Origin of the sequence: Enterobacter sp. J49 (assembly GCF_002148625.1) — a bacterium.
GTDB lineage: Bacteria > Pseudomonadota > Gammaproteobacteria > Enterobacterales > Enterobacteriaceae > Enterobacter > Enterobacter ludwigii.
Window position 1 is genome coordinate 607,883 of record NZ_MWPY01000033.1, and the last position, 24,561, is coordinate 632,443.

Annotated in this window: 26 protein-coding genes; 12 read left to right on the forward strand and 14 right to left on the reverse strand. The window is 54.7% G+C overall.

The window, feature by feature from the left end; genetic code table 11:
• Positions 1–68: 68 nt before the first annotated feature.
• From BJP35_RS15800 to BJP35_RS15810, 3 genes are all read right to left on the reverse strand, one after another.
• Positions 69–992 (reverse strand): LysR substrate-binding domain-containing protein, encoded by a 924-nt coding sequence (locus BJP35_RS15800; RefSeq protein ID WP_014169993.1) that lies wholly within the window; start codon positions 990–992, stop codon positions 69–71.
• 186 nt (positions 993–1,178) lie between these two features.
• Positions 1,179–2,063, reverse strand: a complete 885-nt coding sequence (locus tag BJP35_RS15805) for an SDR family oxidoreductase (protein ID WP_086463411.1) — start codon at positions 2,061–2,063, stop codon at positions 1,179–1,181.
• Between the two features lie 64 nt (positions 2,064–2,127).
• Positions 2,128–2,517, reverse strand: a complete 390-nt coding sequence (locus tag BJP35_RS15810; RefSeq protein ID WP_020884197.1) for a YdeI family stress tolerance OB fold protein — start codon at positions 2,515–2,517, stop codon at positions 2,128–2,130.
• A 138-nt stretch (positions 2,518–2,655) separates the two neighbouring features.
• Between BJP35_RS15810 and BJP35_RS15815 the strand changes: the two genes are divergently transcribed.
• From BJP35_RS15815 to BJP35_RS15830, 4 genes are read left to right on the forward strand one after another with little or no spacing between them, the layout of a single operon-like run.
• Positions 2,656–3,159 (forward strand): hypothetical protein, encoded by a 504-nt coding sequence (locus tag BJP35_RS15815; RefSeq protein WP_086463412.1) that lies wholly within the window; start codon positions 2,656–2,658, stop codon positions 3,157–3,159.
• 9 nt (positions 3,160–3,168) lie between these two features.
• Positions 3,169–3,615: a DUF421 domain-containing protein gene (locus tag BJP35_RS15820; protein ID WP_020884195.1), complete on the forward strand. Its 447-nt coding sequence runs from the start codon at positions 3,169–3,171 to the stop codon at positions 3,613–3,615.
• Positions 3,616–3,626: 11 nt separating this feature from the next.
• A complete protein-coding gene (locus tag BJP35_RS15825; protein ID WP_014169998.1) occupies positions 3,627–4,145 on the forward strand; it encodes a 2-oxo-tetronate isomerase in 519 nt (172 codons plus the stop codon).
• 17 nt (positions 4,146–4,162) lie between these two features.
• Positions 4,163–5,149, forward strand: coding sequence for an SDR family oxidoreductase (locus BJP35_RS15830; RefSeq protein WP_025204235.1), 987 nt, complete (start codon positions 4,163–4,165; stop codon positions 5,147–5,149).
• Here the strand turns inward: BJP35_RS15830 and BJP35_RS15835 are convergent, their stop codons facing one another.
• The 8 genes from BJP35_RS15835 to BJP35_RS15870 all read right to left on the reverse strand — a co-directional run bounded on the left by BJP35_RS15835 (position 5,150) and on the right by BJP35_RS15870 (position 11,683).
• Positions 5,150–6,775: an alpha-amylase family protein gene (locus BJP35_RS15835; protein WP_047744628.1), complete on the reverse strand. Its 1,626-nt coding sequence runs from the start codon at positions 6,773–6,775 to the stop codon at positions 5,150–5,152.
• A gap of 8 nt (positions 6,776–6,783) precedes the next feature.
• Positions 6,784–7,794, reverse strand: coding sequence for a cytochrome d ubiquinol oxidase subunit II (gene cydB / locus BJP35_RS15840; protein ID WP_047955589.1), 1,011 nt, complete (start codon positions 7,792–7,794; stop codon positions 6,784–6,786).
• Positions 7,794–9,197 (reverse strand): cytochrome ubiquinol oxidase subunit I, encoded by a 1,404-nt coding sequence (locus BJP35_RS15845; protein ID WP_086463413.1) that lies wholly within the window; start codon positions 9,195–9,197, stop codon positions 7,794–7,796. Before BJP35_RS15845 ends, cydB begins: the two co-directional genes overlap by 1 nt.
• A 68-nt stretch (positions 9,198–9,265) precedes the next feature.
• Entirely contained in the window at positions 9,266–10,138 is an 873-nt protein-coding gene (locus BJP35_RS15850) for a manganese catalase family protein (RefSeq protein WP_086463414.1), read from the reverse strand.
• 16 nt (positions 10,139–10,154) lie between these two features.
• Positions 10,155–10,661 carry a ferritin-like domain-containing protein gene (locus BJP35_RS15855; protein WP_014170004.1) on the reverse strand — a complete coding sequence of 169 codons (507 nt, stop codon included), beginning with the start codon at positions 10,659–10,661 and terminating at the stop codon, positions 10,155–10,157.
• A 40-nt stretch (positions 10,662–10,701) separates the two neighbouring features.
• Positions 10,702–10,890: a hypothetical protein gene (locus BJP35_RS15860; protein WP_086463415.1), complete on the reverse strand. Its 189-nt coding sequence runs from the start codon at positions 10,888–10,890 to the stop codon at positions 10,702–10,704.
• 23 nt (positions 10,891–10,913) lie between these two features.
• Positions 10,914–11,408 carry a ferritin-like domain-containing protein gene (locus tag BJP35_RS15865; RefSeq protein ID WP_020884188.1) on the reverse strand — a complete coding sequence of 165 codons (495 nt, stop codon included), beginning with the start codon at positions 11,406–11,408 and terminating at the stop codon, positions 10,914–10,916.
• Between the two features lie 95 nt (positions 11,409–11,503).
• A complete protein-coding gene (locus BJP35_RS15870) occupies positions 11,504–11,683 on the reverse strand; it encodes a general stress protein (protein WP_020884187.1) in 180 nt (59 codons plus the stop codon).
• A 644-nt stretch (positions 11,684–12,327) separates the two neighbouring features.
• Here BJP35_RS15870 and BJP35_RS15875 point away from each other — a divergent pair.
• Both BJP35_RS15875 and BJP35_RS15880 read left to right on the forward strand, forming a co-directional pair.
• Positions 12,328–13,671: a VOC family protein gene (locus BJP35_RS15875; RefSeq protein ID WP_086463416.1), complete on the forward strand. Its 1,344-nt coding sequence runs from the start codon at positions 12,328–12,330 to the stop codon at positions 13,669–13,671.
• Between the two features lie 42 nt (positions 13,672–13,713).
• Entirely contained in the window at positions 13,714–15,219 is a 1,506-nt protein-coding gene (locus tag BJP35_RS15880; protein ID WP_032678128.1) for a carboxylesterase/lipase family protein, read from the forward strand.
• On the opposite strand, the gene BJP35_RS15885 is transcribed toward BJP35_RS15880, so the two are convergent.
• Positions 15,191–16,048, reverse strand: coding sequence for a LysR family transcriptional regulator (locus BJP35_RS15885; protein ID WP_047356516.1), 858 nt, complete (start codon positions 16,046–16,048; stop codon positions 15,191–15,193). The two genes, BJP35_RS15880 and BJP35_RS15885, sit on opposite strands and share 29 nt — an antisense overlap.
• A gap of 113 nt (positions 16,049–16,161) precedes the next feature.
• Between BJP35_RS15885 and BJP35_RS15890 the strand changes: the two genes are divergently transcribed.
• From BJP35_RS15890 to rimL, 4 genes are all read left to right on the forward strand, one after another.
• Positions 16,162–17,331, forward strand: a complete 1,170-nt coding sequence (locus BJP35_RS15890) for a pyridoxal phosphate-dependent aminotransferase (RefSeq protein WP_014170012.1) — start codon at positions 16,162–16,164, stop codon at positions 17,329–17,331.
• A 10-nt stretch (positions 17,332–17,341) separates the two neighbouring features.
• Positions 17,342–18,115 carry a transporter substrate-binding domain-containing protein gene (locus BJP35_RS15895; RefSeq protein ID WP_040017445.1) on the forward strand — a complete coding sequence of 258 codons (774 nt, stop codon included), beginning with the start codon at positions 17,342–17,344 and terminating at the stop codon, positions 18,113–18,115.
• Between the two features lie 242 nt (positions 18,116–18,357).
• Positions 18,358–20,013, forward strand: a complete 1,656-nt coding sequence (locus BJP35_RS15905; protein WP_025204228.1) for a glucan biosynthesis protein D — start codon at positions 18,358–18,360, stop codon at positions 20,011–20,013.
• A 47-nt stretch (positions 20,014–20,060) separates the two neighbouring features.
• Positions 20,061–20,609: a 50S ribosomal protein L7/L12-serine acetyltransferase gene (gene rimL / locus BJP35_RS15910; RefSeq protein ID WP_086463418.1), complete on the forward strand. Its 549-nt coding sequence runs from the start codon at positions 20,061–20,063 to the stop codon at positions 20,607–20,609.
• On the opposite strand, the gene ydcK is transcribed toward rimL, so the two are convergent.
• Complete coding sequence (ydcK, locus tag BJP35_RS15915) at positions 20,604–21,584, reverse strand: YdcK family protein (RefSeq protein WP_047744893.1); 981 nt, start codon at positions 21,582–21,584, stop codon at positions 20,604–20,606. The genes rimL and ydcK overlap by 6 nt on opposite strands.
• Before the next feature lie 122 nt (positions 21,585–21,706).
• On the opposite strand from ydcK, the gene tehA reads away from it, so the two are divergent.
• Both tehA and tehB read left to right on the forward strand, forming a co-directional pair.
• A complete protein-coding gene (gene tehA / locus BJP35_RS15920) occupies positions 21,707–22,708 on the forward strand; it encodes a dicarboxylate transporter/tellurite-resistance protein TehA (protein ID WP_047744633.1) in 1,002 nt (333 codons plus the stop codon).
• Positions 22,708–23,301 carry a tellurite resistance methyltransferase TehB gene (gene tehB, locus BJP35_RS15925; protein ID WP_047744634.1) on the forward strand — a complete coding sequence of 198 codons (594 nt, stop codon included), beginning with the start codon at positions 22,708–22,710 and terminating at the stop codon, positions 23,299–23,301. The genes tehA and tehB overlap by 1 nt, the downstream gene beginning before the upstream one ends.
• Here tehB and pepT read toward each other — a convergent pair.
• On the reverse strand, positions 23,298–24,527 hold the full coding sequence (pepT, locus tag BJP35_RS15930) for a peptidase T (RefSeq protein WP_020884177.1): 1,230 nt from the start codon (positions 24,525–24,527) through the stop codon (positions 23,298–23,300). The genes tehB and pepT overlap by 4 nt on opposite strands.
• Positions 24,528–24,561 lie beyond the last annotated feature (34 nt).

A 24,561-nucleotide genomic window follows, 5' to 3' on the forward strand; every position in this document is an offset into this window, starting at 1 on the left:
ATTTTTTGACCACAGAAACAAAAAACCCGTCGACAGGACGGGTTAGTGGTTGAGGTTGTAAAGGCGTCTCAGGCAGGCATGGATTTGCGGATGGCGCTGAGCAGCGTCTGCGCACCCGGGGAGAGCGGGGTATCCACGCGGGTTAATATACCGATAGGTTCGCCCGCACCTGGCGACGTCACCGGCAGTGCGGTAAGCGTGCCCTGGCGGAGATCATCTTTCACCGCGCCGGAGGGAACGAACCAGACGTAGTCATAATCCACCGTAAGCTGGCGCGAAAGCGAGGCCGACAGCGTTTCGATGCAACCTGAAGGCAGTGAGCAGCCCTGCATCTGCAGCAGTGTCTCGGCGTTCTGACGCGGAACGGTGCCTTTTGGGGATACTACCACCGGCCACTCCATTACGCGGCTTAACGTCACCGTATCCTGCAGCAGGGGGTGACCGGGACGCACGACCAGCTTCAGGGATTCCAGGAATAACAGCTCGTAGTTAAGCCCGCCCATAAGCTCGGGGTCGGACATGCGCCCGATACCGAGATCCAGTTCGCCGGATTTTAGCCCGGCGAGCAGCATGGTGTTATTCATGGTGGCAACCTGAATAGTGGTATGCCGCTGATGTTTGTGGAACTGCCCAATGACCGGAGGCAGAATGCCGAGTGCCGCCGTTGGCAGGGCACCCACGCGCACAATCTCCGTGGCGTGCTCCTCTTTGCGGTTGAGCGACTGTCCGGCAGTATTCAGCGCATCGAGAACCTTGACGGCGTGCGTTAGGAATTGTTCACCTACGAGGGTGAGTTGTGCCCCCAGCCGACCGCGGTCAAAGAGACGGGTTCCGGTGAGTTGTTCCAGCTCGTTCAGCGTTTTGGAGAGCGCAGGCTGGCTTAGGTTGAGAGTTTCAGCCGCTCGCCCCAGCGTTCCCTGTTGAGCGACGGCCACAAATGTATGCAAATGGCGCAAGCGTATGCGCTGACTGAACAGACCATTTTTTTCCATAGGCGATGTTAAAAACAGAGCGATGCGGGTGACAAGCTAAGTTGTTTAATTTTGATAACTTGATAGCAAAATATTTTTAACATTTGATCTGTTTGAGTTACAACATGTTTTTTGGCAGGGGGGAGAGGAAGAACGTCCTTGTTCTTTTCGTGCACATTGAGAGCGTTACGTCAGTGTATAGCCGGGTTAAATCACGCCATCACCGCCGTCAGAGCACCATACCTGACCGGAGGTAAATGAACATTCATCCGAGGCCAGCGTGACATAGAGCGGTGCGATTTCAACAGGTTGACCCGGACGCCCCAGCGGGGTATCGCCACCAAACTCTTTCACTTTTTCCATCGGCTGGCCGCCACTGGATTGCAGCACCGTCCAGTAAGGACCCGGGGCAACCGCGTTGACGCGTATTCCTTTTGGACCAAGCTGTTTCGCTAAGGATTTGGTGAACACCGCCAGACAGGCTTTTGTCTGGGCATAATCCAGCAGCACAGGGCTGGGCTTAACCGCCTGGACCGAGGAAGTATTAATGATAGAGGCCGACGGTTTCAGATGGCGCAGCGCCGCTTTTGTTATCCAGAAAGGCGCATAGACATTGGTTTTGAAGGTTGCGTCAAAATCTTCCGTGGTGAGCTCTTCAAGGGATTCCCGGTATTGCTGACGACCGGCGTTATTCACCAGAATGTCCAGTCCCCCCAGTTTGGCCACCGCCTCTTCTACCAGATTCTGGCAGAACGTCTCATCACGTATGTCACCCGGCAGCGTGACGGCAATGCGTCCTTCCGCTTTGATAAGCTCAATGACGTCAACCGCGTCTTTCTCTTCTTCAGGCAGATAGTTAATTGCGACGTCAGCCCCTTCACGGGCGTAAGCGATCGCGACTGCGCGACCAATACCGGAGTCGCCTCCGGTGATCAATGCTTTCTTGCCGGCAAGGCGGCCATGCCCTTTATAGCTCGTTTCCCCGTGGTCGGGTACGGGTTGCATTTCTGATGCCAGTCCCGGCGGCGTTTGCGGTTGCTCCGGGAAAGGGGGTTGCGGGTAAGCGTTCTGACGTTGTGTAGTATCACTCATAGCTGACTCCTTAAGCCAAGGGGTGAGATTTGATGGATAGTTGCAGCGTTAACGCTTCGCTGAATTATTTCTGCAAATGATCGACGCGCACGACAGGCGGCGATGATTTCTTATCAAGCGATCCGTTGATACTGATCATCTGATCGGGTTTTACTGTTCTGCCGTCGAATACTGCCTGGGGAATAATAACGTCTATTTTTCCGGTTTTATCCTGGAATACAAACTTATCGCCGCTACCGTCAATAAGGTTCCCGCGTAATGAAATAGTCGCACCATCATGCATTTCTTTTGCATGATCGATGGTCATAATTCGTGCGTCATCGGTACCACGATAACCGCTATCCAGTGCGTGCGGCGGTGGCGGTGCTTCACCTTTTTGTAACCCGCCGTTATTATCTGCCCATGCGGCCGGTACCAGAAATATCAAAAAAGCGGAAATAAGCGATAATTTCATCTGATATCCTTCATTTTGTGTGTCTTGACTTATTAAGTATTGTTGCTATTCCTTTATGTGGCAAATGTGATAAGTCTTAAAAACATTCGCTTTTGAAATCAAAAATATCGGTTAATAAGCGAAACGGTGATAGCCGCCATGAAGCGTCAAAGTGATAAGCTACCTAGGATAGATGAGAATTACCGATTGCTGACGTTTGAATATGGATTTCGTCAGGTGGGTTTTATTGTCCTGCTGGCCATTATCGTTGCGGCGATAGCGGGCTTCTTTTCAAGCGGAGTGGTGAGTGATACGCAAAGAACAAACTCGGCAAAGTCGCTGACCATCAACTACGAGCGCTTTGGCCGACGCCAGACGGAGTCGAAGATCCACCTTTCATTCCCGGTCAGAACAGAAGGGAAATACACCCTGAGTGTGACCAGCGAGAGCAACGATGTTTACGAGCCAGGAAGCGTTTGGCCGCAACCGGACAGCATGTTCAGTCGCGGGAATACGCTCTTTTTTGTTTATAACAACCTGAAAATGTCCGACAACTTCTCTGTCTTACTTTTCACGACCCCTGCACGCGCAGGTAAATGGAACAATGTCGTTCGCATAAACAACGAGCCGGAAATCCCTTTCTGGCAATTTATTTACCCGTAGGAGGCTGATATGGATATGGTCTTTCGTGCGCTGGCTATTTACCTGTTCCTCGTCGTGGTATTTAAAGTTGCCGGACGGCGCGCTTTGCTGCAGATGACCAGCTTTGATCTGATTCTCCTGTTAATTATCAGTGAGGCGACGCAACAGGCGCTGCTCGGGGAAGATTTTTCGGTCACCGGCGCAATGATTACCATTACCACGCTGGTGGTAGTGGATATTATCTTTGGGATAATGAAAAAATATTTCTCACCGGTAGAAAATATTCTTGATGGCACTCCGGTGATATTGGTTGAGAACGGCGTGCCGTTGGCAGATAAACTCAAAAAAGTCGACGTTTCCTGTGATGATATTCTGGTATCGGCACGCCAGAATAATGGTGTTACGCAGTTGAGTGAAATTAAATATGCCATTCTTGAGCGCAATGGCCATATTTCAATCATTCCTTTTGAGAAGTAAGAGGCCACGAAATGAGCAACCTTCACCATGATAACAATTATACCGTCGCCGAACTGACCAAAAAAGTGGCGAGCAAATTGACAGACTTAGGGCTTCGCTTAACCACGGCAGAATCCTGCACCGGCGGAAAACTCTCCGTCGCCCTTTGTGCTGAAGAGAACACGGCCGAATTTTATGATGTCGGCCTGGTCGTGTTCAGTGACGGCGCAAAAGAGCGCATTCTGGGCGTGCGTCCTGAGACCCTTGAACGGTATACGGCCGTGAGTGAACAGACGGTGACCGAAATGGCCGCCCGGATCCTGGAGATTGCCCAGGCGGATGTCAGTATTGCCATCAGCGGTTATGCCGGGCCAGAAGGGGGCGACGATGGCACGGCGGCAGGGACCGTTTGCTTCGCCTGGAACCTTCGCGGACACACGGAAACCCGTACCGTCCTGTTTTCCGGCGACTGTCAGGATGTGGTTGAGAAGGCGGTGCAGTATTCATTGTCTGAATTAGTGACCAGATTATCAGGCTGGGATAACGAGTAAATTTACGCGGAGGTTCTATGGCTGTGATTGTCATTACCGGCGGTACGGCGGGTGTGGGAAAGGCAACGGCACTGCACTTCGCAAAGGCAGGCTACGATGTGGGCATTATTGCCCGCGATGAGACAAGCCTGCACTCGACCCAGGAGGAGTTAACGCGATTTGGCGTCAAAGCCTGTGCGGTACAGGCGGATGTCGCCGACAGCCAGGCGGTGGTGGACGCGGCAAACGAGATTGAATATCGCCTCGGTGCGATTGATGTGTGGGTTAACAATGCGATGGGTGCGGTGCTGGCACCGTTTCGTACCCTGACGCCAGATGAATTTCGCCGCGTCACTGACGTGACCTATCTTGGCTTCGTAAACGGAACCCGCGCCGCGCTGGAATTGATGGTGCCACGCGATCGCGGCGTGATTATTCAGGTCGGGTCCGCGCTGGCCTACCGCTCGATCCCGTTGCAATCGGCCTACTGCGGCGCCAAAGCGGCGATTCGGGGATTCACCGATGCGGTGCGCACGGAACTGATGCATGAGAACAGCCGGGTGCAGCTTTCAATGGTGCAGATGCCGGGGCTGAATACACCGCAGTTTGACTGGGCAAGAAACAAATTCGCCTGGGCTATGCGTCCGGTTCCGCCAGTGTTTGAGCCTGAAGTTGCCGCGAGCGCGATTTTTAAGGTCGCGCAAAAACCGGTGCGCGAACTGTGGGTGGGCAGCAGTACCATTCAGTCGATCGTCGGACAATTCCTCTTCCCAGGTTTCCTGGACCGGCTAATGGTGAAGAAGGCCTGGGAAGGTCAGATGACTGACGATCTGAATGACCGGGATCGCCAGGATTATCTCGACCAGCCGGTCAATGACCTGCACAAAATCCATGGGCGTTTTACCCCGGAAGCGAAAAACCGCGCCACGGCGATCACGTCAGGTGTGCCCGGGAAAGTCCTGTTAGGCTCCCTCGCGGTGGCGGGCGTTGTGCTGACGCGGCTGATGACCCGGCGTAAAAGGTAATCAGCGCAGCGCGCTACGGTTAGTCCAGAACCAGCGATAGCCGTAGCCGCTGAGGGTAAGCTGGACGGTTTTGCCACAGATCCGCGCGTCGTCATAGCGTTTATCCGCCAGGCAGGCGGTCCAGGTGGCGTGACGGATCCCGCGGGCGGTAAACTGGACCGGCTTGTCGCTAAAGTTAACGAAGGTTAGGATACTGCGCGCTTCGGCCTCGTAATAAATGCCCAGCACCGCGTCATCATCAATATTGATGAGACGAAACGGTGCGACAGCAATCTCCGGAAATTCAGAGCGCGTATTGGCCATGTCGATGATCCGGTGCAGCAGGGAATTGCGGTGCAGCAGGGAATCGGCCACGTTGATTTTCTGATAACGCCAGGGACCGCGATCGATGATTGGGGCGATAAACCGCTCAGGATCCGCTGCTGAAAAGCCACCGCCTTCTGACCCCGCCCACTGCATTGGCGTACGCACGGCATAGCGCTCTTCCAGCGTCAGATCATCACCCATGCCAATCTCATCGCCGTAGCGCATGACCGGCACGCCCGGGAGTGAGAAGAGCACCGCGTGGCAGAACGCCAGCCGTTTTTGATCGCCCTTTAACATCGGTGCCAGACGGCGTCGTATCCCGCGCTGGTAGACGTTCATCTCTTCGTCGGGGGCGAAGGTGTCGACCACAATCTGTTTCTCTTTTTTACCGATCCCTTCCAGATCCAACTCATCGTGGTTGCGCAGCCAGTTGGCAAAGCAGCACGAGTCAGGCGGGACAATCATCTTCTTTATGGCATTGCGCAGCGGTCGGGCGCTTTTCCTGGCAAGGCTGACGTAGAAATACTTATTGAGCCAGAAATTCAGCACCAGATTCAGACGGTTATTTTCGCCGAAATAGTCTTTATACGCCTCCACGTCGACGTCCACCTCACCGAGCAGGATCGCTTCCGGATTACGTGCTTCAATAAGGCGGCGCATATGCTCCAGGATCCATAACCCCTTTTTCTCGTCACCGCCGCCTGCCTGCGCGGTCAGGTGCGTTGCGGCATCGAGGCGAAATCCCGACACCCCGAGCTTGAGCCAGAAGAGGATAATATTTTCGATCTCGTTGAGCAGCGCGGGGCAGGTCAGATTCAGGTCGGGCTCGTGGTGATAGAACATATGTCGGTAGTATTGCCCGGCCTCGTCATCCCATGTCCAGACGCTCTCTTCCACGCCGGGAAACATCGGAGAGGTATCGTCCTCGTTATTATCCGACCAGATATAGTAGTCACGAAAAGGTGAAGTTGGGTTGCGGCGAGCCTGCTGAAACCAGGGATGGGCGTCCGAGGTGTGCTGAATCAACAGCTCAATAATGACCTGCATACCCAGTTCCCGGGCCTGTTCAATAAAGGCGATAATGTCGGCCAGCTTTCCGAAGCGAGGATCAACCTGCAGATGGTCGCTGACGTCGTAGCCTTCATCCAGAAACGGGGTGAGGTAGAAAGGGGTGATCCAGATAACCGTCGCCCCCATGCGGCGAATGTAGCGCAACTTTGCGCCAATCCCGGCGATGTCCCCGCAGCCATCGCCGTTTAAATCATAAAAGAGTGCAGTATCAATCTGATAAATAATGGCTCGGGTATGCCAGTCTGCCATAGTTCACCTCAGTGATAACCTTCCGTATCGGAAACTTTGCCCCGGAAAACGTAGTAGCTCCAGGCGGTGTACACCAGAATCACCGGAATAATCAGTAACGTTCCGACCAGCATAAATAGCTGGCTGGCCGGTGGTGCCGCAGCCTCCCACAGGGTAATGCGCGGCGGAATAATGTTAGGCCACAGGCTAATTCCCAGACCGCTAAATCCGAGGAAGATCAGCCCAAGGGTCAGCAGGAAGGGACGCGAGTGGCTGGCCGGGTTGCGTGTTAGTCGCCAGATCCACAGGCTAAACACGCCTACCAGCAGGGGAACCGGCAGGAACCAGATGAAGTTGGGGAAGGTAAACCAGCGGTCGGCAACGTACTGCCAGCCGAGCGGCGTCCAGATACTCACCACCGCGATCACCACCACCAGCGCCAGCAGCACGTGCCGGGTCAGTTCACGCATGCGGTTTTGCAACGCACCTTCACTTTTCATGATAAGCCACGTGGTACCGAGCAGGGTGTAGGCCACAACCAGCCCGATGCCGCAGAAAAGATTGAAGGGCGTTAACCAGTCAAGGGCGGAGCCGACAAAACGCCGGCCCTCAACGTCAAAGCCGTTAATCACTGCTCCCACCACCACCCCCTGGCTGAAGGTGGCAAGCAAAGAGCCGCCGGCGAAGGCGTAGTCCCAGAATTTGCGGTGCGAAGGCGTTGCCTTAAAGCGGAACTCAAAGGCCACGCCGCGAAAGATAAGGCCAATTAACATGGCGGTAAGAGGGATGGTCAGCGCATCGATAATCACCGCATAGGCCAGCGGAAACGCGCCGAACAACCCCGCACCGCCGAGCACCAGCCAGGTCTCGTTGCCGTCCCACACCGGCGCCACGCTGTTGACCATTACGTCACGCTCTCTGGCATCGCCCACGAAGTTAAAAAGCAGCCCGATGCCCAAATCAAAGCCATCCATGATGATATACATCAGCGTGGCGAACACGATGATGGCAAACCAGATAACTGAGATATCGACGCCCATCAGTTTCTCTCCTGTTCCGGAACAGACTCAGCGGCAGACAGCGGACGGGCAGGGGTGCCCGAGGTATTTGACGTCAAGGTATCAACGGGCTGCGGACCTTTCTTGATAAGCCGAATCAGGTAGACGTAGCCCACGCCAAACACCGACGAATAGACCACAAAGAAGGCCAGCAGGCTGATGCTCATCTGCAGCGTGCTGTGCAGCGAGACCGCGTCGATCGTGCGCAGATAGCCATACACCACCCACGGCTGACGACCCACTTCGGTGGTGACCCAGCCGGCCAGCAGCGCCAGTAGGCCCGCTGGTCCCATGCAGAGCGCGAACCAGTGGAAGGGCCGCGACTGGTAGAGTCGATGGCGATAGCGTAGCCAGACGCTGACCAGACCCAGCGTGATCATCAGCAGACCCATGCCGACCATAATGCGGAATGACCAGAAAACAATCGGTGAGTTCGGGCGATCTTCTTTCGGGAAATCTTTCAGTGCCGGGACCTGTTTATCCAGGCTGTGGGTTAGAATCAGACTGCCAAGGGCAGGAATTTCCAGCGCGTAGCGGGTGCGCTCCTGCTCCATATCCGGCAGGCCAAACAGCAGCAGCGGTGTCGCTTCGCCTGGTGGGTTCTCCCAGTGACCTTCGATGGCGGCAATTTTGGCCGGCTGATGTTCGAGGGTATTCAGGCCATGCATATCACCGACGATGGCCTGAATGGGCGCGACCAGCAGGGCCATCCACATCGCCATGGAAAACATGGTGCGTATCGCGGGCGTGTCGTTGCCGCGCAGCAGATGCCATGCGCCCGACGCCCCCACAAACAGCGCGCTGCTCAGGAACGCGGCGATAGCCATGTGAATGAGACGGTAAGGGAAGGAGGGGTTAAAAATGATGGCCACCCAGTCCTCCGGAATGACCTGACCGTTCTGAATACTGAACCCCTGGGGCGTGTGCATCCAGCTGTTGGAGGCGAGGATCCAGAAGGTGGACATCAGCGTACCCAGCGCGACCATACAGGTCGAGAAGAAGTGCAGGCCCGGGCCGACCTTGTTCCAGCCGAACAGCATCACGCCAAGAAAACCGGCTTCGAGGAAGAAGGCGGTTAAGACTTCATAGGTCAGGAGGGGGCCGGTGATACTGCCGGCAAACTGTGAGAATCCGCTCCAGTTTGTGCCGAACTGATAGGCCATGACCAGACCGGAAACGACCCCCATACCGAAGTTAACGGCAAATATCTTTAGCCAGAAATGGTACAGTGAGCGCCACACCTCATTTTTGGTGCGAAGCCACATCCCTTCGAGCACCACCAGATAGCTGGCAAGACCGATGGTGATCGCCGGGAAGAGAATATGGAACGAGACGGTAAAAGCGAACTGGATTCTGGCGAGGTGAAATGCGTCGAGTTCGAACATGGTCCGTACCTCTGGAACTGTTGCGCACGAGGATTGCCAGGCAGTCCGGGGCTGCCTGGCAAAATCGGTTACGGTTTTTTCTTCCCGGCACCCAGTTCGGCGCCGGTCAGCGGGTCGGAATGTGGATCGGACTTCGTGCGGGCCGACATCGCTTTGACCAGCGTGGCCTGTTCGGTCGTCAGCGTTACGCTTGCACTCCCGTCTCCGCCGTCAACGGCAGGTTGGGGGGATTCAACGTAGTCGAAATGTTTATCGCTGTTCCAGCTTCCGCGAACCTCTCCACCTTCAGACATATTGTAGTACTTGTTGGTGTATTCCTCGATTGGGGGCAGTTTTCCCGGAGGGAAATTATTACGAATGGACTGAAGCGCCTTCTCAAAGGAGAGCTGATGCGCCGCCTCACGCGTCATCAGAAACGCCAGCGCATCCTTCACGCCCGGATCGTCCGTGACGTTAATCAGCCGTTCATAGATGATCTTCGCTCGGGCCTCGGCAGCCACATTTGAGCGCAGATCGGCGGTCGGCTCGCCAATGGTGTCGACATAAGCCGCCGTCCACGGCACCCCGGCGGAGTTGGTCAACGGAGTACCGCCACCGTAAAGCAGGGAGGTAATATGGCTGTCGTTACCGTTTTCGGTCATGGACCGATACAGCTCGGCTTCATTTTCCACGCCCTCCGCCAGTGCGCCTTTAGCCCCTTTATTAAGCATACCCACCAGGGTACCGATAATTTCAAGGTGGCTTAACTCTTCGGTCGCGATATCCATCAGCATATCTTTACGACCCGGGTCGTCATCACTCAACCCCTGAGTAAAGTAACGGCAGGCGGCGGCCCGCCCGCCCTGAGGACCGCCGAATTGTTCCAGTAATAAATTGGCAAGGCCGGGATTCGGTTCGGCAACCCGAACCGTATATTGTAATTGTTTGACGTGTCGAAACATGTCTTCTCTCCTGAGGTTATTTTTTTGCTTCGACACCGGATGCGTCTGAACGCAGCAGGAACTGTTCGGTGGTCTGTGGAATGTGGCGAATCAGCCAGTCGGCCATCTCGCGCTCTTCCGCCAGGATACTTTCGATGGCGGGCACGGAAGCCATGTCGCCCGCTTTTTTGGCCGCGGCCAGCAGGGAGGTGTAGCAGGCTATTTCAAACTGTTCGAAAACATAGCCGCTGATAGACCCTTTGACGATCTCATCAGAGGGGAACATCCCGCCAATGGATTGTCCGAGCGCCGCCATTTTACTCATCGAATCTTTTAAAACCGAACGAGAAATATCATTACGGTCGAGGATCTCTTCCAGTAAGGTAATTTGTCGCTTTGTTTCACTAATATGCTGCTCAATTCTGGCGCGAACATCGGGATAATTATCGATACGGCTGGCCATGGATTCCAGCATAGATTCGGCTTGCTTTTCCATCGCATGGGCATCGCGTAGCCAGTCATGGTAGTGTTCTACGTGATTCATTATAATGTCCTCATTATGGTGTCGCTTATTTGGTCTCACTCTAAGCAGCCTGATCGGCACGCGCAGCACTGTAGCCAGATAAATGGCCGACAATATTGGCGTAGATACTGATGATAATGACCCATAGCACGCTGCTCTTCCACCATAAAACGGAAGGGATAGCGAGTATGAACCATATTATTGCTGCCGTTAAATGGCACCGTTTAATAGTCCTGGGACTGATGCTCATTTTATTTAACCTTTGCTATAGCGTCATTTTTGCGCTTTTTGGTTAATATTGCCTACGGCCAGGTCGGTAAGTTTAAGATCGGTTTCTTTCTCTTCTTCCAGCGTTTCGGCCAGAAGTTTAACGGCTTTTTTATAGCCCAGTTGTTCTGCTAATGTGGCGAGGGTACCGTAACTGGCAATTTCGTAATGCTCCACTTTTTGTGCTGCGGCAATTAATGCGGCGTCACGCACCTCATTTTTCTCGGTGCTCTCGATGACCTCATTGGCCTCTTCAATCAGGCCTTCCATTGCTACGCACTTCATACGCTTGAGCTTAAGGCCAGATTCTTGCTCGATAATCTGGTCGATACGCTCAATCTGTCCCTGCGTCTCTTCAAGGTGTGCACTAAAGGCTGCGCTCAGTTTTTCACTGGAGGCAGCACGAGCCAGTTTGCCGAGCGCGCGGGTCAGCTGCTTCTCAGCGCTGTAGGTATCGGACAGGAGGTGAATAAACACATCTTCGACACTTTTCATATTCATCATTACGCTCCGGTAAAATAAATAAAGAAGGGGTACTGCGAGCCTGGAGGCCCGCAGCATGCTCTCTGTTTTAAATAAAAGAGATTTACATCAGATCAGGAGTTTTTACGGCCACCACCGTGGCTGTTTTCTCCTCCTTTCTTACCTGCTTCAGATGCGCGTTGCGGATCGTTTTTAAAATTACCGCCGCTGTGCTGGCCACCTTTACGTCCAGCTTCTGATGCTTTTTCACGGTCTTGTGCGAAATTACCGGAACCACCACGATGCTCTGCCATATTAAACCTCATATATTGGTTATGTCAGTTAAGATACGAAAATATTCCGTATCACTCGTCGTTCGAATAATAACTTTAGTCGGTGTTTCATATTCGTCAAATATGTTTTGTAAACCATCGCTTCGTTGCTGAGATATTTCTGATGGTTAACGCTTCGTTTAATATGAATATATCCTGGATGGCTTGCGGTTAACTGTCTGTCTTCATGGGGTTAATCCGCGAGCCGCAGGGGATAACTGTTTTTCTTGCATTGTTTATGCCTGAAGCGCGTGCGGCAGTCTAAAAATTACAGATTAATCTTAAGGAGAAATATTGAAAATCCGCTTGTTGCGTTAACGAAATAAGATATATGCCACTAATATTTGTTTTTAATGAGATATTACCTCTTAAGATAATGCTATTTATTACCTCTTAATGGTTAAGCGATGAGGTTATTAATAATACAGTTTGATCAGAAAACGCTTTATTTAGAGAAGGTGAATCTACATTTAGAGAAGGTGAATCTGCCAGGTCATATGGGTGTCAGGGCAGGCCAGCACACGCTTTAACCACTCCTGTCTTAAGATCACAAATCGGAAATTCTTCCCCCCAGAGGGAACGGGTTTCTCTACACTCCAGGTAATATTCACTGGAGGCATGACATCATGGCGAACACCATCACGGCTGATGATATTCGGGAACACTTTTCGCAGGCTATGTCGGCGATGTACCAGCAGGAAGTTCCGCAGTACGGCACCTTGCTCGACCTGGTTGCGGACGTAAACCTGGCGGTTCTGGAAAATAACCCACTATTACATGAACAACTGGCGAACGCGGATGAACTGGCGCGCCTGAATGTGGAGCGTCACGGGGCGATCCGCGTGGGCACCGCGCAAGAGCTTTCGACCTTGCGTCGTATGTTTGCCATTATGGGGATGTACCCGGTCAGCTATTACGACCTCTCTCAGGCGGGGGTGCCCGTCCACTCCACGGCGTTCCGCCCGGTCGATGATGCGGCGCTGTGCCGAAATCCGTTTCGTATCTTTACCTCGCTGCTGCGCCTCGAATTGATTGACAACGTCGTCCTGCGTGAGCGTGCCGCGGAGATCCTGTCACACCGCAATATCTTTACCCCGCGTTGTCTGGAGCTTATCGCGCAGCATGAGGCAGAAGGGCACTTTACGGATGCGCAGGCGCAGGCGTTTGTACAGGAGGCGTTAGAAACCTTCCGCTGGCATCGTCATGCGACGGTCGACCAGGAGACCTATCTGGCATTGCATAACGAGCACAGACTGATTGCGGATGTGGTCTGTTTCCCGGGGTGCCATATCAACCACCTCACGCCACGTACGCTGGATATTGACCGGGTGCAGGAGCTGATGCCGAAGTACGGGATTGAACCCAAAATTCTGATTGAAGGACCACCACGCCGCGAGGTTCCCGTATTACTGCGCCAGACCAGCTTTAAAGCGCTGGAAGAGCCGGTGCTGTTTGCCGGGGAGCATACAGGAACGCATACTGCGCGCTTTGGCGAAATTGAACAGCGCGGCGTGGCGCTGACGCCAAAAGGTCGTGCGCTTTATGACAGCCTGCTTGCAGAAGCCGGTACCGGTAAAGATAACATGACGCACCAGCTCCATTTGCGCGAGATCTTCAGCGCCTTCCCGGACAGCGAATTGTTGATGCGCCGTCAGGAACTCGCCTATTTCCGCTATCGCCTGACGCCATCCGGGGAAGCGCATCGACATGCGTTTCGTCCGGGAGACGATCCACAGCCGTTAATTGAGCGCGGGTGGGTTGTCGCTCAGCCGATCACCTATGAAGATTTCCTCCCGGTCAGTGCCGCAGGGATTTTCCAGTCGAATCTGGGCAATGAAACCCAGGCGCGTAGCCACGGTAACGCCAGTCGCGACGCGTTCGAAGCGGCGCTGGGTTGCCCGGTGTACGATGAGTTCATGCTCTATCAGGAAGCTGAAATCCGTAGCAAACAGCGTTGCGGTTTGCTCTGAAATCGTTACTCTTCTGGGGTGTGATGGAAACAGAAGGTTGTTATGCAAAATCCCTCCGCCCCTGTGATTGAAACGCGCCAGGGCGCACTGTCTGGTTTAACGGATGAAAACGTACATCTCTGGTGTGGTATTCCCTATGCGGCACCTCCCGTTGGCAACTGGCGCTGGCGTTCGCCACGGCCGCCTGAACGCTGGGAGGGGCTGCGTCTGGCCACCGCTTTTTCGCCCTCAAGCTGGCAGAACAGTGAGTATTGCCAGGCGTTAGGGGGCGGCGATCCCGGCCGGTTCTCAGAAGATTGTCTGTATCTTAACGTCTGGTCACCCGTCGAGCGCCCGGCGCCGCTTCCCGTCATGGTCTGGCTACACGGCGGGGGGTTTACCATTGGCGCGGGTGGCCTGCCGCCCTATAACGGTAAGGCGCTGGCAACGCGCGGCGTGGTGGTTGTGACGATCAATTACCGTCTTGGTCACCTTGGCTTTTTTGCCCATCCCGCGCTGGAGGGAGAAGAAGACCGGGTGGTGCATAACTTTGCGCTGCTGGATCAGATTGCCGCCCTTGAATGGGTTCGGGAGAATATTGCCGCTTTCGGTGGCGATCCTGACAACGTCACCCTGTTTGGTGAATCCGCCGGCGCGCGCAGCGTGTTGTCGCTGCTGGCGTCTCCGCTGGCGAAGGGACTCTTCCACAAGGCGATTGTGCAAAGCGGATACACCCTGCCGGATACGCCGCGGGAACAGGCCCTGCAAAAAGGGGAAGCGCTGGCGGCGCATTTCGGCCTTGAGGAGGCGTCAGCAGAACAGTTACGTGCCATTCCCCCCGAAGCGTTCTGGCCGCTGGCCGCGCCGCTGAACATCGCCCCGGCCCCCATCGTCGGAGACTGTGTTCTGCCGGAATCAATGCTCGATGTGTTCTTTGCCGCGCGTCAGCATCCTGTTCCGGTGATGATTGGGTCGAACAGTGACGAAGCCAGCGTGATGGCGGTATTTGGTATCGATCTCGCCGGTCAGATCCAGAAGCTTCGCCGTGAACGTCGCTTTGGACTGGGGCTGATCAAACTGCTCTATCCGGGTGTGAAAGGGGATGTGGAGCTTGGCAGGCAGGTGTGCCGGGATATGGCTTTTACCACCATGGGATATGTGGTGATGCAGGCCCAGCAGCGCGTGGGCGGCTTGTGCTGGCGTTACTGGTTCGACTATGTGGCGGAAGCAGAACACGCAACCTATATCAACGGTGCCTGGCATGGTAATGAGGTGCCGTACGTGTTTGATACCCTTGGTGAGATTGAGCCTTCCTGCCACTACGTTAATGCGCGAGACCGGCAATTCGCAGCGCAGGTTGCAGATTATTGGGTGAGTTTTGCGCGTGACGCCGGTCACCGGGAAAGTCTTCCTGGCCCGACGCACTGGCCGGCCTGTCGAAAAGGAAGGGACGTGCTGCTACGTATCGGCGTGAATAAACATGCAGGTTTCAGGCTTGAAAACCGCTTTATGCGCGCGCGCATGAGCCTCTTTAAGCGCGTTATGAAACACCATGTGAGCCTCGACTGAGCAGGCAGGCGCGAAACGCCGCCAGCCCATTTTCCTGGCCAGGCGATTCGCGCAGAACCAGTCTGTAGCTCGCACCCGTTTTAATGCTGCTCGCAAAAGGCCGCGCCAGCCTCCCGGCGCGGACATCTTCTTCCACCAGCGTTTCGTCAGCAATGGCCACCCCCAGCCCCTGAATGGCGGCCGTGATGGCAAGGTCCATCGTGTCGAAGTGTTGATTTTTGTGCATAACAACCCCCGGGCCTTCCTGCTTCGCCAGCCACAAGGACCAGTCTGTCTTATCCCGTGTCGGGTGAAGGAAGGTTAACGCACCCAGTTCGCAACCTGCTCGCAGGGGGCTCATTACCGGGGTTAACGCCTCTTCAAACAACAGATCGCCCGCGCTCATATGGGTGCCAAATACAATGGCCGCGTCGTAAGATTCCGTTTTGAAATTGACGTTATGGTCGGTGGTGGTGGTCAATGCGATCTGCAGATCCGGCTGCTCGCGCTCCACCTCCAGCAGACGAGGCACCAGCCAGCGCATGGCGCAGGTGGGTGCTTTGAGTCGGATCACGGTTTGCTGGGTACGGGCCCGATCGGCCAGGGTCAGCAGCGTTTCAAAAGTGGATTGCAATTCCGGAAGCAGGGCGCTGCCCTGTGGGGAGAGGCGCAGGCCGCGCGCATGGCGCTCGAACAGCGGAAAGCCGAACCACGCTTCAAGGGTGGCGATTTTGCGACTTACGGCTCCCTGCGTCAGACAGAGCTCTGTTGCGGCATGGGTCAGATTCAGATGACGCGCGGTGACTAAAAAGGCATCGATGGCATTAAGCGGGAGCGAACGGCGCGACATTAAACACCTCAGGTATGCGTTTTTCTCATGGCTATTATGACAACAATTCGATTGTCCCGACAACTGACTTGTTGTTTGAATAGTTATGCATTCATCATGAGAAAGGAAAGAGGATGACGTTACACACTCCGGTGCACACCCGTTCCAAATTACCCGATGTGGGGACCACGATTTTTACCGTTATCGGCCAGCTCTCCGCCCGGCATAACGCCATCAATCTTTCTCAGGGTGCACCCAATTTTTCCTGCGATCCCAAACTGGTCGCCGGGGTGACCCGGGCGATGGAGGCAGGGCACAACCAGTACGCGGCAATGACCGGCCTGCAGCCGCTTAAAGAGCGTATTGCGGATAAAATTGCCACCCTCTACGGCACGCACTATGACCCGGCCAGCGAAGTGCTGGTCACCGCCAGTGCCAGCGAAGGACTCTATTCGGCGATCAGCGGGCTGGTGCACCCGGGCGACGAAGTGATCTACTTTGAACCGTCGTTTGACAGTTACGCCCCGATTGTTCGCCTGCAGGGGGCCACGCCGGTTGCCATTAAACTGACGGTGCCGGATTTTGCCGTCAACTGGGATGAAGTCCGTGCGGCGATCACCCCACGTACGCGCATGATTATCATCAATACCCCGCATAACCCGAGTGGGCAGGTCTTTTCAGCAGAGGACCTGCAGCAGCTGGTGGCGGTGACCCGCAATACCGATATCATTATTTTGTCTGACGAAGTGTACGAACACGTCGTCTTTGATGGTGAACCGCACCACGGTATGGCGACACATCCGCAGCTGGCGGAGCGGAGCGTCATTATCTCTTCCTTCGGAAAAACCTATCACGTGACCGGCTGGCGCGTGGGTTACTGTGTTGCTCCGGCGGTACTGATGGATGAGATTTGTAAAGTCCATCAATTTCTGATGTTTTCTGCCGATACGCCAATGCAGCATGCGTTTGCAGAGCACATGATTGACCCGCAAACCTGGCTGTCGCTGGCGGCGTTTTATCAGCGCAAACGCGATCTGCTGCAAAGTTTGCTGGAAGCATCACCGTTCAGACTCTTGCCGAGCGCCGGTTCGTTTTTCCTGCTGGCCGACTACAGCCAGTTTAGCGATGAGCGCGACAGTGAACTGGTGAAACGGCTGATCGTTGAGTATGGAGTGGCCACCATTCCGCTGTCGGCGTTTTATGCGGATGGTACGGATAATAAATTGATTCGTCTCTCTTTTGCGAAAGATGAGGCGACGTTACGGGCAGGTGCCCAGGCCCTGTGTCGGGTTAAACCACGCTAAGGAGTTGGAGATGAAATTACGCGCGTTAGTTGTCGGCATGGGATTGCTGTGTACGTTTTCGTCATTCGCTGCCATCGAACTGCGGTACGGGCTGGAGGCGGAATATCCGCCGTTTGAAAGCCGAAATGCTGCTGGCGAACTGGAAGGGTTTGACGTTGAGCTGGGCAATGCCATCTGCAAAGCCGCAGCGCTGAAATGCACCTGGGTTGAAACCTCTTTTGATGCGTTAATACCGGGCCTGGTGGCGAAGAAATTTGATGCCATTAACTCGGCGATGAACATCACCGAACAGCGACGTAAAAGTATTGATTTTACCCAGCCGATTTACCGCATCCCGTCGCAGCTCGTTGGCAAGGCCGGTACCGCGGTAGAGGCAACGCCCGCGGGGCTTAAGGGCAAAACCATCGGTGTCCTGCAGGGCTCCATTCAGGAAACCTACGCGAAAGAGCACTGGGAAAAGCAGGGTGTCACCGTGGTGTCTTATAAAGATCAGAATATGGCCTGGGGCGATCTGCTGAATGGCCGTATCGACGCCTCGCTGGTTATGTCCGCGGCCGGGCAGGCAGGTTTCCTCAGCAAGCCGCAGGGGAAAGGGTTTGGCTTTATCGGCAAACCGGTGTCGGACGACACTATCCTCGGCAGTGGGATCGGCTTTGGGTTGCGTAAAGGGGACGAGGCCACCAAAAAGCAACTTGATGCCGCAATTGATAAAGTGCGTGCCGATGGCACGATCGCTAAACTCGCTGATAAGTACTTCCCAGGTATCGATGTCAGCGTAAAATAACCGCCTCATTTGCCCCGACTGACGATGTCCAGCCGGGGCATTTTTATACACGTCTTTATACCTTTCTTTACACCTTTTTCGGGTCGTTCTGCTCGACAGAAAATATTTCGCACTTTGTACAGATAATCGCCGCCCAACAATTGGATTCTTAACCATTTTTGTTTAGGCTGTGCGTTCTTTCTTGCCGTCATTTCGCCGAGTGCGAAACACATTCACACGACCATAAGGACGTTTTTCCAGGCATGAATCGCAGACGTTTTCTAAAAGGCTCGCTGGCAATGGCAGCCCTGAGCGGCACAACTGGCCTTGCTTCCCTGTTTTCCAAAGCGGCTTACGCTGCTGACTCTGACATTGCTGACGGTCAGAGCCGTCGTTTTGACTTCTCCGTACTGCAATCCATGGCCCATGACCTGGCGAAAACCCCGTGGGGCGGAGCACCGCGACCGTTACCGGACACGCTGGCGACCATGACGCCGCAGGCCTATAACGCCATCCGTTACGATGAAAAACAGTCACTGTGGAATAACATTGAAGGCCGTCAACTGGACGTGCAGTTCTTCCATATGGGCATGGGTTTCCGTCGCCGCGTGCGCATGTTCTCGCTGGATCAGTCAACGTCACAGGCGCGCGAAATCCACTTCCGTCCTGAGCTGTTCAGCTACGGTGAAACCGGTGTTGATACGAAGCAGCTGGAAGGGCAAAGCGATCTTGGGTTTGCCGGTTTCCGTGCCTTCAAGGCACCGGAACTGGCGCGTCGCGATATCGTCTCATTCCTGGGGGCGAGCTATTTCCGTGCGGTTGATGATACCTATCAGTATGGTCTTTCCGCGCGGGGTCTGGCGGTGGATACCTTTACCGACACGCCGGAAGAGTTCCCAGACTTCACCGCGTTCTGGTTTGAAACCGTCAAACCGGGCGACACTACCTTCACCGTCTATACGCTGCTGGACAGCCCAAGCATCACCGGTGCGTATAAGTTCGTGATCCACTGCGAGAAGAGCCAGGTGATCATGGAGGTGGAAAACCATCTCTATGCGCGTAAAGACATTAAACAGCTCGGCATTGCGCCGATGACCAGTATGTTCAGCTGCGGTACAAACGAACGCCGCATGTGCGATACCATCCACCCGCAAATTCATGACTCCGACCGTCTCGCCATGTGGCGCGGTAACGGGGAGTGGATTTGCCGTCCGCTGAACAACCCGCAGAAGCTGCAGTTTAATGCGTTTGTGGACAAAAACCCGAAAGGGTTCGGCTTGCTCCAGCTCGATCGCGATTTCTCGCATTATCAGGACGTCATGGGCTGGTATAACAAACGCCCAGGCCTCTGGGTGGAGCCGCGTAACGACTGGGGTAAAGGTGCGGTTGGCCTGATGGAGATCCCGACAACGGGTGAAACACTGGATAACGTGGTCTGCTTCTGGCAGCCAGAAAAACCGGTGAAAGCGGGCGATGAGCTGGACTTTAAATACCGTCTTTACTGGAGCGCCATGCCGCCGGTCCGTTCCCCACTGGCGAATGTCTTCGCGACCCGCACCGGTATGGGTGGGTTCCCGGAAGGCTGGGCGCCGGGCGAAAACTACCCGAAAGTGTGGGCCCGTCGCTTTGCTATCGACTTCGTCGGGGGCGATCTGAAAGCTGCCGCGCCAAAAGGCATTGAGCCGGTCATTACCCTCTCCAGCGGCGAAGCGAAGCAGGTTGAGATCCTCTACGTTGAGCCGTTTGACGGCTATCGCATTCTGTTCGACTGGTATCCTACCTCGGATTCAACCGAACCGGTGGATATGCGCCTGTTCCTGCGCTGTCAGGGGGATGCGATCAGTGAGACCTGGCTGTATCAGTATTTCCCGCCTGCGCCGGACAAACGTAACTACGTCGACGATCGCATCATGCGTTGACCATTTATTCCCTCTCCCCGCCGGGGAGAGGGTGACGGGAAGGGACGATGACCGCCACTGAATCTGAAATTATCCCGGTGACTGACCATCTCGAGCTTCGCGCCGTCGAAGAGCGCTATACCGCCGATCTGCACAACATGGTCATCAGAAACAAAGCCTGGCTGCAAACCGCTTTTGACTGGGCGCAGCATGTGGGCACCGAAGATGACACCCGTCGTAATGTACTGAGTAATCAGATGCTGCACCAGCGCGGCTACGCCAAAATGTTTCTGATTTTCAAGGATGAGGACCTGGTCGGCGTGCTGTCGTTTAATGCGATTGAACCCGCCAACAAAGCCGGATACATCGGTTACTGGCTGGATGAGGCGCATCAGGGACAGGGCATTCTGTCGCAGGCGCTGCAGGCGTTTATGCGCTATTACGCCGAGCGAGGCGAGATCCGCCGTTTTGTCATTAAGTGTCGGGTGGCGAATAAACCCAGCAACAACGTTGCCCTGCGCAACGGTTTTACGCTGGAGGGGTGCCTGCGGGAAGCAGAGTTCCTGAATGGCCGTTTTGACGATGTGAATCTCTACGGCAAAATTTACCCGCTATAACGCTCCCAACAGAGGCGTACGGGTGATGCGCTGGTCGCCGTTAATCACCTTTTCTCCGCGCAGATGGATGTTCTCACCGGCAAAAGCCTCAATCACCGCATCGTCGGTGATTTCAACCCGATGCTCAATAAGCACATCGCCGCTGATACGTGCCCGTCCCTGGATCACGACCTTATCGTCAAGCAGGATAGGGCCGCCGCGCAGCCAGGCCTGACCGCCAATCAGGACGTGGTGTTTAATGACACAATTTCCTTCCACCACCGCGTTCTCTGCCACCTGAGAGCTGTAGCGGACGGTAGGGATGGCATCGTCGTCAAAACCGGCAATGAGGCGGGCGTTACCGTACACTTTTGCGCAATCACATACCCAGACGTTATTGAGATCGTTGCCTTCGAGGATGGCGCTGTCGAAAACTTCCGCCCGGTGTTCAACGAAGGCATAATTAACCATTGCCTCGCCGTAGATTTGCGCCTGATGCACAATGCGGGACTGGCTCACCGTCGCCTTGTCATAAATTTTCAGGATCTGCTCATGGTCCGGCGTAAGCCCTTTGGCAGCAATCACCACGCTGTTATGAAGCACCCGCGCCTCACCGAAAATATGGCATTCGCCGCGCACGCAGGATTGCTGTATCGTGACGTTGTCACTTATGCGCGCACCGTGACTGACCTCTGCGCCGTCCAGCCAGCAGTTGTCGCCAATCTGCGCGTCATGACTGACGATGCAAGGCAGGGTAAGGCGCGCGTTGCCGGACACCGTCGCACCGGCAAAGACGACGCTGTTTTCATCGTAGATCCAGCAGTCGCCTTCGTGCGCGAGGGCGCTCTCATCTTCAACCCAGCCGCCTTTCGTGCCGCTCACGATGTCGTTAAAATTCGCCGTGGCAATAATCTGTCGTAACGACGTCGTGTGCGTTGTCTCGCCGTTTTTCCATTGCCAGAGGCGGGTGTCCTCGCTGAGCCTGTACTTTTTCATCATGGAGTCTCGGGTAAGCGTCTCCACTAAACGTAGCAAACTTTCGGCGTTTCGTAGTGCTGGCATCCGTCGCGGAAACCCCTTAAAATGGCATTTAAAATACATTTTAAAAATTCAAATTAATGAATAAAAATAACAACGCTCAACAAGTGCTTAACCTGCCCGCGGGTTACTTCGGTATGGTGCTTGGCATCATTGGGATGGGCTTCGCCTGGCGATACGCCAGCACGCTCTGGCCCGTGACGCGCTGGCCTGGTGAGAGCCTGGTGGCCCTTGCGATTGTGATTTGGTTTTTGCTTACGGTGGCGTTTATCGCCCGGGCGATCCGTTTCCCGCGAAGTGTGCTGGCCGAGATGCGCCACCCGGTGATGAGCAGTTTTGTCAGCCTTTTTCCCGCCACAACGATGCTGGTCGCCATCGGTTTTGTGCCCTGGCTGCGTCCGGTGTCACTGGTGTTATTTGGCGTCGGGGTGGTGATACAGCTGGCTTATGCTGCCTGGCAAAGCGCCGGATTATGGCGCGGTAACCATCCGCAAGAGGCCACCACGCCGGGGTTATATCTGCCCACGGTAGCAAACAACTTTATCAGTGCCATGGCGTGCGGCGCGCTGGGGTTTAACGATGCCGGGCTGGTGTTTCTCGGGGCGGGCGTTTTTTCCTGGCTCAGCCTTGAGCCGGTGATTTTGCAACGACTTCGTAGCGCCGGGGAGTTGCCTTCCGCGCTGCGAACCTCGCTGGGTATTCAGCTGGCCCCCGCGCTGGTGGCCTGCAGCGCCTGGTTTAGCGTCAATGGCGGTGAGGCGGATACATTTGCCAAAATGCTGTTCGGCTACGGCCTGTTGCAACTGCTGTTTATGTTACGGCTGATGCCATGGTATTTATCCCAGCCGTTTAACGCCTCGTTCTGGAGCTTCTCGTTTGGCGTGTCGGCCCTGGCCACCACGGGGCTTCATCTTGGGCAGAGCAGTCCGTCGGGCTTTTTCCACGCCATTGCCGTCCCACTGTTTATCTTTACCAATGTCATCATCGGGATGCTGCTGGTACGAACGTTTATCTTGCTGATACAGGGCAAACTTCTGGTGCGCACTGATAAAGCGCTGCTTATGCAATCTGAGGAAAAATAATGGCTGTTGATGAAAATTACTTCACAGAGAAATATGGCTTAACCCGTACGCACTCAGAAGTGCTGTACAGCGCGGGCATTGTGAAACCGGGTAAAACGCTGGATCTGGGCTGTGGTAACGGGCGTAACAGCCTCTATCTGGCAGCCAACGGTTACGACGTGACCGCGTGGGATAAAAATCCCCTGAGTATCGATAATATTGAGCGCATCAAAGCGGAAGAAGGCATCGTAAACCTGCAGACGGCAATCAAAGATCTGAACAACCTGAGCTTTGAGGGCGAATACGATTTTATTCTCTCTACCGTGGTGCTGATGTTCCTGGAAGCGAAAACCATTCCGGGCCTGATCGGCAATATGCAGCGCTGCACCAGACCCGGCGGTTATAACCTGATTGTTGCCGCGATGGACACGGCGGATTACCCGTGCACCGTCGGCTTCTCGTTTGCGTTCAAAAGCGGTGAACTGAGCAACTACTACGAGGGCTGGGCGTTGCTCAAGTACAACGAAGAGGTGGGCGAACTGCACCGCACAGACGAGAACGGTAACCGCATCAAACTGCGTTTTGCCACGCTGCTGGCGCGCAAGCCCGCTTAACGGGCGGCCAGCAGGCAGAGCTGCAGGGCCGTGTTGTATGAGGCCTCGAACGACGACAGCGGCAAAAACTCAAACTTCGAGTGGAAGTTATGCGCGCCGGTGAAGAAGTTTGGCGTGAGCAGGCCTTTTGCCGAGAGCGCTGCGCCGTCAGTACCGCCGCGCATTGGCGTCGGTTTGGGCGTGATCCCAAGGGATTCCATGGCCTCAAACATCAGGTCGATAGCGCGACGATCCTCACCAATCGCATTGCTGATATTGCTGTAGGTATCTTCAATGCGATACTCCACCTTTGCCGTAGGATGCTGCCCGGCAATCAACGCCGCGACATCGGCAATCTGCTGCTTGCGGGCGGCAAACTGTGCTTTATCGAAATCACGGATATTCGCTTTTAAGACGGCCTCGTTTTGCCCCGCCTGAATGCCGTTAAACCAGATATAGCCTTCACGCCCCTCGGTGCATTCCGGGGTTTGCTGGCGGTCAAAATGGCTGATGAAGTCTGTCGCCATCAGCAGTGGGTTAACCAGCACGCCTTTGGCGGACATGGGGTGAGCCGTTACGCCGGTAAAGCGAATTTCTGCCGCCGCGGCGTTGAAGTTCTCGTAAACAATCTCACCCAGCTCACAGCAGTCGATGGTCCAGGCAAAATCAACGTCAAAACGGTTTAGATCCAGCGCCTTCGCGCCACACAGGCCGATCTCCTCATCCGGCACAAACGCGACCACAATGTCGCCATGCTGGTGTTCTGGCGTCAGGTTTTCCAGCAGCGTCATGACCACGGTGACGGCGGCTTTATTATCTGCGCCTAATACGCTGGTCCCGTCGCTGAAAATAATCTCTTCACCCGGGTAAGCCAGAATTTCTGGATGCTCTTTTACGCGTAACCAGATTGATTTCTCTTTATTCAAACAGAGGTCTTCACCCGTAAATTTTAATATTTGTGGATGAATATCCGGTGATAAACCGACATCGACGGTATCAATATGGGTAATAAAACCGATGCGTGGCGCCCCGGCTACATTACCTTTTTTAACCGCAGTAACCGTCGCGTATTCATCAATGACAATATCGTCTAAACCCAGCTGCGCCAGCTCCTGGGCTAGCTCACGCGCCATGTCGTGCTGGCCCGGCGTAGAGGGAAGGGTGTTCACTCTGGGATCGCTCTGGCTGGTGATGGCGAGATAGCGGAAGAAGCGGTGCGTTAATTGTCTGGAGAGTGCCGAGCCCATAGTGATTCCTTCTGTATTTATTTTTCAGGTGTTT

What these genes read in the sequence shown, in the direction of transcription:
- BJP35_RS15800 (WP_014169993.1), bottom strand. Translation starts at nt 992, where the DNA reads ATGGAAAAAAATGGTCTGTTCAGTCAGCGCATACGCTTGCGCCATTTG.
- BJP35_RS15805 (WP_086463411.1), bottom strand. Translation starts at nt 2,063, where the DNA reads ATGAGTGATACTACACAACGTCAGAACGCTTACCCGCAACCCCCTTTC.
- BJP35_RS15810 (WP_020884197.1), bottom strand. Translation starts at nt 2,517, where the DNA reads ATGAAATTATCGCTTATTTCCGCTTTTTTGATATTTCTGGTACCGGCC.
- BJP35_RS15815 (WP_086463412.1), top strand. Translation starts at nt 2,656, where the DNA reads ATGAAGCGTCAAAGTGATAAGCTACCTAGGATAGATGAGAATTACCGA.
- BJP35_RS15820 (WP_020884195.1), top strand. Translation starts at nt 3,169, where the DNA reads ATGGATATGGTCTTTCGTGCGCTGGCTATTTACCTGTTCCTCGTCGTG.
- BJP35_RS15825 (WP_014169998.1), top strand. Translation starts at nt 3,627, where the DNA reads ATGAGCAACCTTCACCATGATAACAATTATACCGTCGCCGAACTGACC.
- BJP35_RS15830 (WP_025204235.1), top strand. Translation starts at nt 4,163, where the DNA reads ATGGCTGTGATTGTCATTACCGGCGGTACGGCGGGTGTGGGAAAGGCA.
- BJP35_RS15835 (WP_047744628.1), bottom strand. Translation starts at nt 6,775, where the DNA reads ATGGCAGACTGGCATACCCGAGCCATTATTTATCAGATTGATACTGCA.
- cydB (WP_047955589.1), bottom strand. Translation starts at nt 7,794, where the DNA reads ATGGGCGTCGATATCTCAGTTATCTGGTTTGCCATCATCGTGTTCGCC.
- BJP35_RS15845 (WP_086463413.1), bottom strand. Translation starts at nt 9,197, where the DNA reads ATGTTCGAACTCGACGCATTTCACCTCGCCAGAATCCAGTTCGCTTTT.
- BJP35_RS15850 (WP_086463414.1), bottom strand. Translation starts at nt 10,138, where the DNA reads ATGTTTCGACACGTCAAACAATTACAATATACGGTTCGGGTTGCCGAA.
- BJP35_RS15855 (WP_014170004.1), bottom strand. Translation starts at nt 10,661, where the DNA reads ATGAATCACGTAGAACACTACCATGACTGGCTACGCGATGCCCATGCG.
- BJP35_RS15860 (WP_086463415.1), bottom strand. Translation starts at nt 10,890, where the DNA reads ATGAGCATCAGTCCCAGGACTATTAAACGGTGCCATTTAACGGCAGCA.
- BJP35_RS15865 (WP_020884188.1), bottom strand. Translation starts at nt 11,408, where the DNA reads ATGAATATGAAAAGTGTCGAAGATGTGTTTATTCACCTCCTGTCCGAT.
- BJP35_RS15870 (WP_020884187.1), bottom strand. Translation starts at nt 11,683, where the DNA reads ATGGCAGAGCATCGTGGTGGTTCCGGTAATTTCGCACAAGACCGTGAA.
- BJP35_RS15875 (WP_086463416.1), top strand. Translation starts at nt 12,328, where the DNA reads ATGGCGAACACCATCACGGCTGATGATATTCGGGAACACTTTTCGCAG.
- BJP35_RS15880 (WP_032678128.1), top strand. Translation starts at nt 13,714, where the DNA reads ATGCAAAATCCCTCCGCCCCTGTGATTGAAACGCGCCAGGGCGCACTG.
- BJP35_RS15885 (WP_047356516.1), bottom strand. Translation starts at nt 16,048, where the DNA reads ATGTCGCGCCGTTCGCTCCCGCTTAATGCCATCGATGCCTTTTTAGTC.
- BJP35_RS15890 (WP_014170012.1), top strand. Translation starts at nt 16,162, where the DNA reads ATGACGTTACACACTCCGGTGCACACCCGTTCCAAATTACCCGATGTG.
- BJP35_RS15895 (WP_040017445.1), top strand. Translation starts at nt 17,342, where the DNA reads ATGAAATTACGCGCGTTAGTTGTCGGCATGGGATTGCTGTGTACGTTT.
- BJP35_RS15905 (WP_025204228.1), top strand. Translation starts at nt 18,358, where the DNA reads ATGAATCGCAGACGTTTTCTAAAAGGCTCGCTGGCAATGGCAGCCCTG.
- rimL (WP_086463418.1), top strand. Translation starts at nt 20,061, where the DNA reads ATGACCGCCACTGAATCTGAAATTATCCCGGTGACTGACCATCTCGAG.
- ydcK (WP_047744893.1), bottom strand. Translation starts at nt 21,584, where the DNA reads ATGAAAAAGTACAGGCTCAGCGAGGACACCCGCCTCTGGCAATGGAAA.
- tehA (WP_047744633.1), top strand. Translation starts at nt 21,707, where the DNA reads ATGAATAAAAATAACAACGCTCAACAAGTGCTTAACCTGCCCGCGGGT.
- tehB (WP_047744634.1), top strand. Translation starts at nt 22,708, where the DNA reads ATGGCTGTTGATGAAAATTACTTCACAGAGAAATATGGCTTAACCCGT.
- pepT (WP_020884177.1), bottom strand. Translation starts at nt 24,527, where the DNA reads ATGGGCTCGGCACTCTCCAGACAATTAACGCACCGCTTCTTCCGCTAT.